The organism is Porphyrobacter sp. THAI-01a, from assembly GCF_056868655.1.
Genome location: NZ_CP180579.1, coordinates 1,902,147 through 1,915,102 on the forward strand (window position 1 = coordinate 1,902,147; position 12,956 = coordinate 1,915,102).

A 12,956-nucleotide genomic window follows, 5' to 3' on the forward strand; every position below is an offset into this window, starting at 1 on the left:
CAATCGCGCTCAGCCTTACTTCAAAATGACGTATCGATCGCATCCGGAAACTGGTGCCTTTTGTTGTTTCACGCAGAGGCGCAGAGGAAGCAGAGGCGCAGAGGATCAGTGCGGGCGGTAATCGTTCACGACGCGGCGAATGCCGTCCCTCATCGTTTCTTGCGAGAAATTGAGCAGCAGCCCTACGGGCTGTTTGAGCAATCTAAGGTAGGTCAGCAATTGTTTGGCGTGTGCTTTGCTGAGCTGGTCGGTCGCCTTGATCTCCAGAACTAGACTCTGATTGACGAGAATATCGACCCGGAATGCGGGGTCAAATGTCTGCCCGTCGAAAATCAGCGGAACCGGAAACTGCCGGACGACTTCGAAGCCGCGTGCTTCAAGACGTCCTGCAAGGACGGCTTCATAAACACTCTCGAACAGACCGGGGCCAAGCTCGCGATGGATCGCAATGGCTTCATCAACGACGGCAGCGGAGATGTGATCAATATCCACGAGCACACCCCCTCCGCGCCTCTGCTTCCTCTGCGCCTCTGCGTGAAACCCCCTTAACTCTATCAGAACTCCACCGGCCCGGCCATTTCCTCGACCGTCCACGGCAACCCGTGTTCGTTCAGCATCGCCATGAAGGGATCGGGATCGAGCTGTTCGATGTTGAACACGCCCTCGCCCTGCCAGTGGCCCTGCACCATCATCGCCGCGCCGATCATGGCGGGCACGCCGGTGGTGTAGCTGACCGCCTGGTTGCCGGTCTCTTCATAGGCCGCCTCGTGGCTGCAGATGTTCTTGATGTAGAACGTCTTCTCGCCGCTGCCGTCGAGCGCCTCGCCGGTCGCGATCACGCCGATATTGGTGTTGCCCTTGGTGGTCTCGCCCAGCGTTTCGGGCTTGGGGAGAACGGCGGCGAGGAATTGCAGCGGGATGATGTCGCGACCCTGGTACTTGACCGGCTCGATCGAGGTCATGCCGACGTTCTGCAGGACTGTCAGGTGGGTGATGTACTGGTCCCCGAAGGTCATCCAGAAGCGGGCGCGCTCCAGCTCGGGGACGAACTTCGCGAGGCTTTCGAGCTCCTCGTGATACATCAGGTACATGTTCTTGGGGCCGACCGCCTCGAAGTCGAAGGCGACCTTGTTCGACATGGCGGGGGTTTCCACCCACTCCCCGTTCTCCCAGTGGCGCGCGGGCGCGGTCACTTCGCGGATGTTGATTTCCGGGTTGAAGTTGGTGGCGAAATGCTGGCCGTGGTCGCCGCCGTTGCAGTCGAGGATATCCAACTGGCGGATGGTCTTGAGCTTGTGCTTCTTGAGCCACATGGTGAAGACGCTGGTGACGCCCGGATCGAAGCCCGACCCCAGCAGCGCCATGAGCCCTGCATCCTTGTAACGCTCGTGATAGGCCCACTGCCACTTGTACTCGAACTTGGCCTCGTCCTTGGGCTCGTAGTTCGCGGTGTCCAGGTAGTCGACACCGGCCTCGAGGCACGCGTCCATGATGGGCAGGTCCTGATAGGGGAGCGCGAGGTTGACCACCAGACCTGCGCCGGTCTTGCGGATCAGGTTGACCATCGCCGGCACTTCCTCGGCGTCGATCTCGTAGGTGGCGATATCGCGCCCGCAGCGTTCCTTGACGCTCCTGGCGATCGCGTCGCACTTGGCCTTGGTGCGGCTGGCGAGGTGGATTTCGGGGAAGATGTCGGGGTTGAACGCCATCTTGTGGACGCACACCGAACTCACCCCGCCCGCACCGATGACAAGGACGGTGCTGGACTTTGCTGCCGACATGATAGGAACCTTTCGTGAAGCGATGCGAATCTTGCGCACGCCCTTAATGCAACGCAGAGCAGGGGACAAATGATCCAGCCCGATGTCAGAATGCCCACCACCGAAGGCGTGCACGCCGCCGCCGCCGCGGTGGCCGCGATCCTGCCCCCGACCCCGCTGCTGCCGGTGGAGTTCGACGGGGTGCGGGCCTGGGTCAAGGCCGACAATCTCCAGCCCATCGGATCGTTCAAGATCAGGGGTGCGTGGTGGCGGCTGTCGAACCTGTCGGAAGCGGAGCGGCGTGGCGGGGTCGTCGCGGTGTCGTCGGGCAATCATGCGCAGGGCGTTGCATGGTCTGCGCGGCGGCTCGGCATCGCTGCGACCATCGTCATGCCGCATGACGCGCCCGCGGTGAAACTCGCCAATACCCGGGCACTGGGGGCCGAGGTGGTACTTTACCAGCGTCCCGGAGAGGACCGCGACGAAGTGGCGGCGAAGCTGATTGCCGAACGCGGCGGCACCCTCGTCCACGCCTTCGGCGACCCGTGGGTGATCGAAGGTCAGGGCAGCGCAGCCGTTGAAATCGCTGCACAACTGGGCCGCGCGCCGTCGCGGATCGTCGCCTGCTGCGGTGGCGGCGGGCTGGCGGCGGGCCTCTCGCTCGGTGCGCCGACGAGCGCGATCCACCCGGTCGAACCCCTGGGCTGGGACATGGTCGGTCAGGCGATGGCGAGTGGCGAGCTGGTCCACGCAGCGCCCGACGCGCCCAGGACCATCTGCGACGCGCTCCAGCCGACCGTCACCAAGCCGATCAACCTTGCCGTCCTTTCGGGCCGCGCCGAGCCGGGCGTCACCGTGACCGACGAGGAGGTGCGCAGCGCCCAGCGTTTCGCCTTCGCCAACCTCAGGCTGGTGGTCGAACCCGGCGGCGCGGCGGCGCTGGCGGCGGCGCTGGCGGGGAAGGTGCCGGTCGATGCGGGCACCGTCATCATGATCACCGGCGGCAATGCCGACCCGGCCGCCTATGCCGCCACGATCGCGGCCAGCGGATAGCTGTGGAAACCGTCACATTGACGAAACGCGAGCCGAATACGACAAGCGCTTGACGTAACGTAAGGACGCTCCTCCCCCATGGCTACCCAGGCAAAGCGGATCATCGAAGACGCGGTGGTCCGCAAGGATGCAAAGGTCGGCGACAAGCTGCTCGACAGGGCCTTCGCGCTCGCCTTCAAGGGTCTGGTCTATGCCCAGATCTGGGAAGACCCGGTGGTCGACATGGAGGGCCTCGCGATCCAGCCCGACAGCCGGGTGATGTGCATCGCCTCGGGCTCGTGCAACGCACTGTCCTATCTCACCGCGAGCCCCGGGAGCGTGACGGCGGTCGATCTCAACCGCGCCCATGTGGCGCTTGGGCGTCTCAAGATCGCGGCGATCCGGCACCTGCCCAATTACGAGCGGTTCCACCGCTTCTTCGCCCATGCCGACCACAAGGAGAATGCCGAGGTCTACCGGACGATGATCGCCCCCCATCTCGACGCGGAAAGCCGCGCCTATTGGGAAAAACGCGACATCCGCGGGCGGCGGCGCATCAGCTACTTCACTTCAGGAATCTACCGGCAGGGATTGCTGGGCAATTTCATCGGCCTGGCGCACGTCTTTGCCAAGCTTTACAAGATCGACCTCGCCAAGCTGCTCGAAGCCCAGACGCTGGAGGAACAGCGCGCGGTGTTCGAGCGCGAGCTTGCCCCGGTCTTCGAGAAAAAGTTCATCCGCTGGCTGACCGACCAGCCCGCCTCGCTCTTCGGCCTCGGCATCCCGCCTGCGCAGTTCGAGCATCTTGCGGGCGACGAACGCATGGCCGAGGTGCTGCGCCGCCGGCTGGAAAAGCTCGCCTGCGATTTCGAAGTCAAGGACAACTACTTCGCCTGGCAGGCATTCGGGCGCGGCTACAACCGCTCGGAGAACGCCGCCCTTCCCCCCTATCTCCAGCGCGCCAACTGGGAGGCGATGCGCGAGCGGATCGACCGGCTCGATGTCACTCGCGCCAACATGGTCGACTGGATCGGCGGCCGCGAGGAAGCGAGCATGGACCGCTTCGTGCTGCTCGACGCGCAGGACTGGATGAACAACCAGCAACTTGACGGGCTGTGGAACCGCATCACCCGCGCCAGCCGCCCCGGCGCGCGGGTGCTGTTCCGCACCGCCGCCGAGCCCAGCCTGCTGCCGGGACGGCTCGACGATGCGATCCTCTCGAAATGGCGCTATCTCGACGAGGTCTCCGCCGATCTCACCCGCCGCGACCGCTCGTCGATCTACGGCGGCGTCCACGTCTACGAGCTGGCGTGATGGCGTCCTCTCCCCGCCCCTCGCACGCCGCGCTGATGGACGAGGTCTATCGGGGCCAGCGCCACATCTATGATTTCACGCGCAAGTATTACCTGTTCGGGCGCGACACCCTGATCGCGGGGCTGGCCGCGCGGCCGGGGATGGGGGTGCTGGAGGTCGCCTGCGGCACGGGGCGCAACCTTGCCAAGGTCGGCAGGGCCTGGCCGGGGGTGCGGCTCTACGGCCTTGATATCTCCTCGGAAATGCTCAAGAGCGCGCGCGCCGCGCTGGGCGTCGAGGCGCGGCTGGGCGAGGGCGATGCCTGCGCCTTCGATCCGCAGGCGCTGCTCGGCGAGCCCGCCTTCGAGCGGATCGTGCTGTCCTATTCGCTCTCGATGATCCCCGACTGGCAGGGCGCGCTCGATCACGCCGCGGACAAGCTCGCGCCGGGCGGATCGCTCCATGTGGTGGATTTCGGCGACCTTCAGGGGCTTCCCGGTCCGTTGCAGAACCTGCTCACGGCGTGGCTGGCGAAGTTCCACGTCGAACCGCGCACCGCCCTGCCCGAAGCCGCCGCCCGCATCGCCGCCGCGCGCGGCCTGAGCCTTGCCAGCACCCGCGGGCCGCTCGGCTACTACCAGCTCCACGTGCTGAACTCGCGCTAGCCCGCCCGCCGGGTCGTTCAGCCGATTTCCCGCCCCACTCGGCGAGTTACAGCAACATTCCTCCCGCCCCGCAGGTTTGCTCTCCTCCCAGCGGAGAGCCTGCCTTGCTCGAATTCCTGACCGGATCGCTCTTCACCGAGTTTTCCAGCCTCCTCATCCTTGCCGGCGTGGTCGGCCTTGCCGGCCACCTGCTCAAGCAGCCGCTGGTGGTAAGCTACATCATCGTCGGGATCATCGCCGGCCCCTCGGTGCTCGGGCTGGCGCGCTCGGAAGGGCCGCTCGAACTGCTGTCCGACCTCGGGATCGCGGTGCTGCTGTTCCTCGTCGGGCTCAAGCTCGATTACCGCCTCGTGCGCTCGCTCGGGCTGGTGTCGCTGACCACCGGGCTGGGGCAGGTGCTGTTCACCTCGGGCTTCGGCTTCCTGATCGCCCTCGCCCTCGGCTTCGACACCGTCGCGAGCCTCTACATCGCCGTTGCCCTGACCTTCTCGAGCACGATCATCATCGTCAAGCTGCTGAGCGACAAGCGCGAGCTCGAGGACCTTCACGGCAAGGTCGCCCTGGGCTTCCTCATCGTGCAGGACATCGTCGTCGTGCTGTCGATGGTGGTGCTGTCGACCATCGGCGTCGGCGCCGCCGCGGAGGGAGAGGGGCTGTCCGTTACCGGCGCGCTGACCGCGGGCGCGATCCTCGTCGGCGTGGTGATCCTCATCATCCGCTTCGCCGCGACCCCGGTGACGCGCATCCTCGCCGAGAGCCAGGAACTGCTGATCCTGTTCTCGCTCGGCCTTGCCGCGCTGTTCGCGGCGCTGGGGGAATATCTCGGGCTGGGGCTGGAGATCGGCGGCCTGCTCGCCGGGGCGGCGCTGGCCTCGACCCCCTACCGCGATACCATCGCCTCGCGGCTGGCGACCTTGCGCGATTTCCTGCTGCTGTTCTTCTTCCTCGTGCTCGGCACCCAGCTGGAGCTCGACATCCTCGGCGAGAATGTCGGCGCGGCGCTGGTGTTCTCGGCCTTCGTGCTTATCGGCAACCCGTTGATCGTGCTGACGATCATGGGCCTTCTGGGCTACCGCAAGCGCACCGGATTTCTCGCCGGGCTGACGGTCGCGCAGATCAGCGAATTCTCGCTGATCTTCATCGGCATGGGGGTGACGCTGGGGCACGTGACCGAAAGCGAGCTCGGCCTCGTCACGCTGGTCGGGCTGATCACCATCGCCGCCTCGACCTACATGATCACCTATTCCCACCACCTCTATCCGCTGTTCGAGCCCTGGCTCGGCCCCTTCGAGCGCGCCGACCCCAAGCAGGAGAAGAAGGACGAGCGCGAGGAGGACGACGCGCCGCCAGAGGCGATCCTGTTCGGCCTCGGCGGACCCGGCGGGATGATCGCCGAGAGGCTGACGGCACGCGGGGTGCGGCTGCTCGGGGTCGATCACGACCCGGCGACCGTGCGCTCATGGCAGGAGCGCGGCATCGACGCGCTCTATGGCGATGTCGGCGATCCCGAATATCTCGCCGGCCTGCCGCTGCCGACGGCGCGATGGATCATCTCGGCGCTGAAGGACCATGGCCCCAATCTCAACGAACCCGACCCGCGCCGGACCCTGCTGAAGGTGCTCGACATGGAAGGCTACGAGGGCAAGCTGGCGATGACCGCCTTCGACGCCGCCGATGTCGCGATGTTCGAGGCTGCCGGGGCGGATCTCGTGCTCGACCCTTTCGGCACCATCGCCGAGACCGTCGCGAAACGCATCGCCGACGACGAGGGGGACACGGCGGCGCCCGAGGGCGACGAGGCTCGCACGGACGGGCAATAAGCCCGCGCTGCGCCCCCTGCGCATTTTTCGCGAGCGCGATGCCGCCTTTTGGCGTATGGGCGCGCGAACCGCCCCCGCACAGCCGCTCAGGCTCTGCCCCCCTTCCTGCCGGATGCCATGCTCCCCCCGAGCCGCGTTCGCCGCGCCGCATCGGCGCATTTCCTGAAGACGAGCCCCCGACGATGACATTCCCCGCCCTGCCCGCCCCGCTCGAAGCCGCGCTTGCCGAACGCGGCTATGCCGCCGCCACCCCGGTTCAGGCCGAGGTGCTGCGGCCCGAGGCGGCCGGGCGCGACCTGCTGGTTTCGGCCCAGACCGGCTCGGGCAAGACCGTCGCCTTCGGTCTCGCGATGGCGGCCGAACTGCTCGAAGGCGGCGAGCGGATCGCGCCCGGCGGCAGCCCGCGCGCGCTGGTGATCGCCCCCACCCGCGAACTGGCGCTGCAGGTCAGCCGCGAGCTCGACTGGCTCTATGGCCGCACCGGCGCGCGGATCGCGACCTGCGTGGGCGGCATGAACCCCTCGGCCGAGCGCCGCGCGCTGCAACAGGGCCCGGCGATCGTGGTCGGCACCCCGGGACGCCTGCGCGACCATTTGGAACGCGGCGCGCTCGACCTGTCGCAGCTTGCGGTGGCGGTGCTCGACGAGGCCGACGAGATGCTCGACATGGGCTTTCGCGAGGAGCTCGAGGCGATCCTCGATGCCACCCCGCCCGGGCGCCGGACGCTGCTGTTCTCGGCCACCATGCCGCGCCCGATCGAGGCGCTCGCCCGCCGCTACCAGGACGATGCGCTGCGCATCGCGACCATCGCCGAGGGACGCGGCCACGGCGACATCGCCTACCAGGCCGTCACCGTCCCGCCCACCGAGATCGAGCACGCGGTGGTCAACCTGCTGCGTTTCCACGAGGCCGAGACCGCGATCCTGTTCTGCGCCACGCGCGACAATGTGCGCCATCTCCACGCCATCCTGCAGGAGCGCGGCTTTGCGGTCGTGGCGCTGTCGGGCGAGCATTCGCAGGGCGAGCGCAACCAGGCGCTCCAGGCGCTGCGCGACCGCCGCGCGCGGGTCTGCGTCGCCACCGATGTCGCCGCGCGCGGCATCGACCTGCCGAGCCTCAGCCTCGTGATCCATGTCGAGATCCCGCGCGATGCCGAAACGCTCCAGCACCGTTCGGGCCGCACGGGCCGCGCGGGGCGCAAGGGCGTCGCGGTGCTGATCGTGCCCTTCGCGCGGCGGCGGCGGGTCGAATCGATGCTGCGCCACGCCCGGATCGAGGCCGAATGGCAGGAGGTGCCCGACCGCGAGGCGATCCTCGAACGCGACCGGGAGCGCCTGCTCGCGCGGCTGCTCGCGCCGGTCGAGGCTGACGAGGCCGACCGCGAACTCGCCGCGCGACTGCTCGCCGAGCGTCCAGCCGAGGAGATCGCCGCGATGCTGGTGCGCACCCACCGCGCGCGCCTGCCCGAGCCGGAGGAGCTCACCGCCGTCACCCGCGAGCCCGGCAAGGAGCATCACCGCCCCGGCTTCGAGGACACGGTGTGGTTCCGGCTCGACGTCGGCCGCGCCGACAATGCCGATCCGCGCTGGATCCTGCCGCTGCTGTGCCGCCGCGGCCATGTCACCCGCGGCGAGATCGGCGCGATCCGGATCGGCCAGCACGAGACCTTCGTGCAGATTCCGCGCGCCATCGCCGACCGCTTCGCCGCCGCCGCGGCGCGCACCGGCGAGGCCGAGGGCGAGGAAGCCGCGCTGGCGATCGCCCGGTCGGACACCGGCCCGCGCGAGGTGGCGCGCAGCAACCGCCAGCGCCGTCCCTCGCGCAGCAATGCCGATGCGGGTTTCGTCAAGGCGAAGCCCGTGGGTCAGGGCGCCGCTCGCAAGCCGCACCGCCCCGCCTCGTCCTCCGGCGCGCCCGGTGGCAAGCCGCACCGCAGCCGCAAGCCCGGCGCCGGCCGCCCGCAAGGGCACCGGCACAGGCCCTCGTGACCGGGGGCTAGTGGGTGGCGGCGGCCTGCGGCTGTGCTGCGGGCATCGGCGGGAGCACGCCGTAGCCGCGCAGCCCCAGCGCCATGATCTCGATCGCCAGCGCGCACAGCAGCAGCGCAACCACGCGCAGCAGCACCGGCGCGACCGAGAAGCCGCCCTCGGTGCGCTGCTTGCGCCCGCCGAGGAAGACGATCCCGTAAAGGATCGCGGCATTCAGCCCGAGGACGATGGCCAGCGCCAGCCACAGCGGTCCCGTGCTCCCGCCGGCCTCGTTGATCCGGGTCGAGGCGATGGTCACCGCGACGATCGACTGCGGCGAGGCCAGCAGCGGCATCCCCAGCGGGTAGACCGCCATGCTGACCCCCGGCGGCGGACCGTGCTCGTCGCCGTGATCCTCGCCCAGCACCAGCTGGAGCGCGAAGAGCAGCAGCACCAGCCCGCCCGCCACCTCGAGCGCGGCAACCGAGACGTGGAAGAAGTCGAGGATGTTCTCGCCGCGCAGGGCGAAGATCCCGAGCACCACGGCCTGGATCGCGAGCGCGCGGGTGACCACGGTGAGCTTTTCCGGCCGGCTCATGTCGCGGGCCTGGGCCACGAAGAAGGCGGCCGCCTTGGTGGCCCCGGCGGTGATCAGAAGGATCACCAGCAGATCGCTGAATTGCATGATTGTTTTACCCCATTGCCCCAGTTTTTTGTCGTCTGGCGAAACTGCGCGTCCGCCATGTGTCGAGCCCCTGCACCAGCACCGCGGCTAGCAGCGCCAGCGCCAGCATCACCGCGATGCGGCGGATGGTCAGAACCTGGATGTCGGTGCCCATGTCGCTGTCGGCGACCGTGCTTCCGAGAACCAGGATCATCGTCGAGAGCGCCGGCGGCCACCATTGGCGGCTCGTCTCGCTGGCGGCGGGACCGTGCAGCCACGGCCCTGTGACAAGCGCCGCCAGCGCGATCCCGCCGACCAGCAGCGGGAGAGCGGGCCACAAGCCGAGCACCCACCAGAAGCCGAGCGCCATCGCGCCGCCGGCCGCCGTGCTGGTGACGATCGCCAGCGCGTTCTGGTGGAGGCGCTGCGCATCGGGCTGCTGGGCAAGCTGCGCGCCGTTCATCAGCGTCATCAGGAACAGGCCTGGGTTCTGCAGCGCGAGCACCACCGGCAGCACCATTACCAGCGCCGAACGCAGCCCCACCCAGCCCGCGGCCGGGGCCGCCAGCGGTTCGGGGACCGGCAGGGGCACCGGCGCGGGCTCGTCGCGGCGGTCGGGCAGCAGCACCGCCACCACCCATGCGATCGCCACCGCCAGCACGATGTCGACGCCCATCTGCACCGCCACGAACTGCGCGAGCGCCTGCGAATGGAAGGCCACCACCGCGATCAGCGTGTTGCCGACGATGAACAGCTTGAGCGGCACCGCCAGCCCCGGTCTCATCCCCGCGAGAAAGGACGACAGCGCGACGCCGGCGAGGATCACCGCCATACCGGCAGGCGGCGCATAGGTCAGGAGCGGCGTGAGCAGCAGCCCCCAGATGCAGGACAGGCCGGTAATCACCAGCAGCGCGAGCGCCTGGCGCGGCGCCGGCGGCGGCGTGCCGGGGGCGAGCAGCAGCAGCGCCAGCAAAGGCAGGACATAGGCGAAGGGCCCGCCCCGCCCCCAGCCGATCAGCGCCGCCAGCGCGAGTCCGGCGGCAAACCGCAAGGTCGCGCGCCGCTCGCGCTCAATAGGCATAGGAGGCCCAGGCCATCGCGCGGATGTAGAGGCTCCCGAGCGCGTCCATCACGGTGTTCTCGCCCGCATAGACGATGACGTCCGCCTGCCCGCCCTCGCGCAGCTGGCGCAGGGTGGCCGGATCGAGCCGCTCGAAGTCGATGATCACCGGAAAGCGTTGCGACTGGCGCAGGAAATCGCGGTTGTTGCCGACCTCGGTGAGGCCGCCCGGCTGGCTGCGCCCGCCGCTCGCCACGCCGTAGCCGACCGAGCGGACCTTGCCTGTGATCACCTGTCCCGGCAGCGCGTCGAGCACGATCTCGGCCCGTGCGCCGGGGCGGATCAGGCCGAGGTTGTTCTCGGTCATGTCGGCGGTGACCCAGCCGTCGTTGAGGCTGATGAAGCTCATGATCGGGCTGCCCGGATTGGCGACCTGGCCGCGCTCGATCTTGAGGTCGGTGATGACGCCGGGTCCGGGCGCGCGCACGGTGGTGCGGGTGCGGTCGAGCTCGGCCTTGGCGAGCGCACTGCGCGCCGCGATGAGCCGGTCGTTGGCATCGCTGGTGGGGCCGCGCGCCGCGCGCGCCTGCGCGACCTGCGCATCGGCAGCCGCCACCCGCGCCGCGGCCTCGATCGCGCTCGCCCGGGCAAGTTCCATCCGCCGCTCCGAGATCGCGCCTGCATCCTCTGCGCGGATGCGCTGGTGGCGCGCCCAGTCGAGATCGGCCTTGCGCTTTTCCTCGAGCGCGATGCGCCGCTGCGAGAGCGCGAGGTCGATCGCCGCATCCTGCGCCGCCAGTTCGCGCATGGTCGCCGAGACATCGGCCTCGGCCTTCTCGACCCCGATCAGGAAGCTGCTGTCGTCGAGCGTGAACAGCGGGTCGCCGGGCTTCACGATCTGGTCGTTGCGGACATGGATCGCCTCGATCCGTCCGCCAACCTCGCTCGCGATCGGCACCACCCGTGCATGGACCCGCGCCTGCGAGGTGAAGGGGGTGAGGCGGTCGCCGAGAAGATGCAGTCCCAGCAGCACCGCCAGCACCACCAGCAGGATCCGCGCCGCAAGGCCCGGGCGCGCGGGCTTGGCCGCTTCGGGCGCATCATCGTTCTGTGTCATCGCCGTCCCCTTGCGCAATGTCGAGCAGCCTGCCCCAGTCGGTCCGCGCCCGCATCCGCTCGCGCGCGGCGGGATCGACCGGATCGGCGCTGGCCGGCGCCACCCACCCGCCGCCGAGCGCCTTGTAGAGCTGCACGAGGCTGATCGCGATCTCGCCGCGGTTGGCGACGAGCCGTTCCTCCTGTTGCAGCAGCGTCGTCTGCGCCTCGAGCACGCGCTGGAAATCGATCATGCCCTCGCGGTAGAGCAGGTTCGCCAGATCGAGCGCGCGCCGCGCAGTCTGCCGGGCTTCGGCGAGGCGGGCGTCCTCCTGCCGGTCCTTGGCGAAGGCAATCGCGCCATTGTCGACTTCGGCGGCGGCCTGCAGCACCTTGTCGCGATAGGCGAAGACGGCCTGTTCAAAGCGGGCGTCCTGCACCCGGACATCGGCCCGGATGCGCCCGAAATCGAAGACGTTCCAGCGGATAGCGGGGCCGATGCCGAGGTCGATCCCGTTGCCGATCGAAGGGCTGGTGCGGGTCAGCTGGAAGGACCCGCCGAAGGACAGTGCAGGATAGAGCTCGGCCTTGGCCAGCCCGATGCGGGTCGATTGGGCCGCAGCGCGAAAGGCGGCCGCCCGCACATCGGGGCGGCGGACCAGCAGGTCGGCGGGCACCTCGACGGCGATCGCTTCGGGAACGACAGGCAGGCGCGGCGACGACAGGGCCAGTTCCGGCACCTCGCCGGGCGCCCTGCCCAGCACCACGCACAGCGCGTTGCGGGTCTGGAGGATCGCCGCCTCGAGCGCCGGAATGGCCGCCTCGGTGGCGAGCAGCTGGGCCTTGGCCTGCTGTAGATCGAGCTCGTTCGCCGCGCCTTCGCGGAACAGCGTCCCGGTGATCGCGACATTGCGTTTCTGCAGCTCGGCATTGTCGCGGATCACCGCGAGGCGCTCCTCGAGCGTGCGGTGCTGGAGGTAGAGCCGCGCCGCCTCGGCCCGGACGATGACGAGCACGTCGAGCCGCGTCGCCTCGCTTTCGAGCCACAGCGCCTCGGCACCCTCGATGGCGCGGCGGAAGCGGCCCCAAAGGTCGAGCTCCCAGCCGACCTGCGCGCCGACATTGCCGAACAGGAAATCGGCATCGCCGACCGCAAGCGGCCCGCGCGGCGCGGCGGCATAGCCGGCACCGGCGGTCCCGCTCACCAGCTGCGGCAGGCGCAGCGCCTCGGCCCCGGCAAGCTGCGCGCGCGCCTCGAGCACCCTGAGGCCGGCGATTTTGGCGTTGTTGTTGCCCGCCTCGGCGGCAGCGACGATGGCGCTGAGGGCCGGGTCGTCGAACTGCTCCCACCACAGGGCAGCCGGCGCGGGCGCCTGCGGCAGCCGGACAAGCGCTTCGCTGCGCCAGTCCTCGGCCCAGCGGTCTTCGTCGGGAAGGGCGAAATCCGGGCCGAGCGTCGCGCAGCCCGAAAGCAGCGCCAGCGCCGGCACCAGTGCCCAGACCGGTCTTGCCACCCTTTGCCCCCAGATTATCATTGCCCTGCGCCACCTTATCGGCATGGCACCGCCGATCAAGCGGGTGTTGCGCGAAAGCCCCAGGC

11 protein-coding genes are annotated in these 12,956 nt (G+C 69.0%); 5 read left to right on the plus strand and 6 right to left on the minus strand.

What is annotated here, in order from left to right; genetic code table 11:
- Positions 1–105: 105 nt before the first annotated feature.
- Positions 106–492 (minus strand): GxxExxY protein, encoded by a 387-nt coding sequence (locus tag ACMX37_RS09230; protein ID WP_483145646.1) that lies wholly within the window; start codon positions 490–492, stop codon positions 106–108.
- Between the two features lie 62 nt (positions 493–554).
- Complete coding sequence (locus ACMX37_RS09235; RefSeq protein ID WP_483145647.1) at positions 555–1,781, minus strand: saccharopine dehydrogenase family protein; 1,227 nt, start codon at positions 1,779–1,781, stop codon at positions 555–557.
- 69 nt (positions 1,782–1,850) lie between these two features.
- Between ACMX37_RS09235 and ACMX37_RS09240 the strand changes: the two genes are divergently transcribed.
- The 5 genes from ACMX37_RS09240 to ACMX37_RS09260 all read left to right on the plus strand — a co-directional run bounded on the left by ACMX37_RS09240 (position 1,851) and on the right by ACMX37_RS09260 (position 8,558).
- A complete protein-coding gene (locus ACMX37_RS09240; RefSeq protein WP_483145648.1) occupies positions 1,851–2,813 on the plus strand; it encodes a threonine ammonia-lyase in 963 nt (320 codons plus the stop codon).
- Positions 2,814–2,891: 78 nt separating this feature from the next.
- Complete coding sequence (locus ACMX37_RS09245; RefSeq protein ID WP_483145649.1) at positions 2,892–4,106, plus strand: BtaA family protein; 1,215 nt, start codon at positions 2,892–2,894, stop codon at positions 4,104–4,106.
- Positions 4,106–4,750 carry a class I SAM-dependent methyltransferase gene (locus ACMX37_RS09250; RefSeq protein ID WP_483145650.1) on the plus strand — a complete coding sequence of 215 codons (645 nt, stop codon included), beginning with the start codon at positions 4,106–4,108 and terminating at the stop codon, positions 4,748–4,750. Before ACMX37_RS09245 ends, ACMX37_RS09250 begins: the two co-directional genes overlap by 1 nt.
- 104 nt (positions 4,751–4,854) lie before the next feature.
- Positions 4,855–6,570 (plus strand): cation:proton antiporter, encoded by a 1,716-nt coding sequence (locus tag ACMX37_RS09255; RefSeq protein ID WP_483145651.1) that lies wholly within the window; start codon positions 4,855–4,857, stop codon positions 6,568–6,570.
- 182 nt (positions 6,571–6,752) lie between these two features.
- The gene (locus ACMX37_RS09260; protein WP_483145652.1) at positions 6,753–8,558 is read left to right on the plus strand and encodes a DEAD/DEAH box helicase; all 1,806 of its coding nucleotides are present in this window, start codon (positions 6,753–6,755) and stop codon (positions 8,556–8,558) included.
- 7 nt (positions 8,559–8,565) lie between these two features.
- Here the strand turns inward: ACMX37_RS09260 and ACMX37_RS09265 are convergent, their stop codons facing one another.
- The 4 genes from ACMX37_RS09265 to ACMX37_RS09280 are packed head-to-tail and all read right to left on the minus strand — an operon-like array spanning position 8,566 to position 12,870.
- On the minus strand, positions 8,566–9,222 hold the full coding sequence (locus ACMX37_RS09265; protein ID WP_483145653.1) for a MarC family protein: 657 nt from the start codon (positions 9,220–9,222) through the stop codon (positions 8,566–8,568).
- Positions 9,223–9,229: 7 nt separating this feature from the next.
- The gene (locus ACMX37_RS09270) at positions 9,230–10,282 is read right to left on the minus strand and encodes a DUF2955 domain-containing protein (RefSeq protein WP_483145654.1); all 1,053 of its coding nucleotides are present in this window, start codon (positions 10,280–10,282) and stop codon (positions 9,230–9,232) included.
- Entirely contained in the window at positions 10,272–11,378 is a 1,107-nt protein-coding gene (locus ACMX37_RS09275) for an HlyD family secretion protein (protein ID WP_483145655.1), read from the minus strand. Before ACMX37_RS09275 ends, ACMX37_RS09270 begins: the two co-directional genes overlap by 11 nt.
- Positions 11,362–12,870, minus strand: coding sequence for an efflux transporter outer membrane subunit (locus tag ACMX37_RS09280; RefSeq protein WP_483145656.1), 1,509 nt, complete (start codon positions 12,868–12,870; stop codon positions 11,362–11,364). The genes ACMX37_RS09275 and ACMX37_RS09280 overlap by 17 nt, the downstream gene beginning before the upstream one ends.
- Between the last annotated feature and the right edge of the window lie 86 nt (positions 12,871–12,956).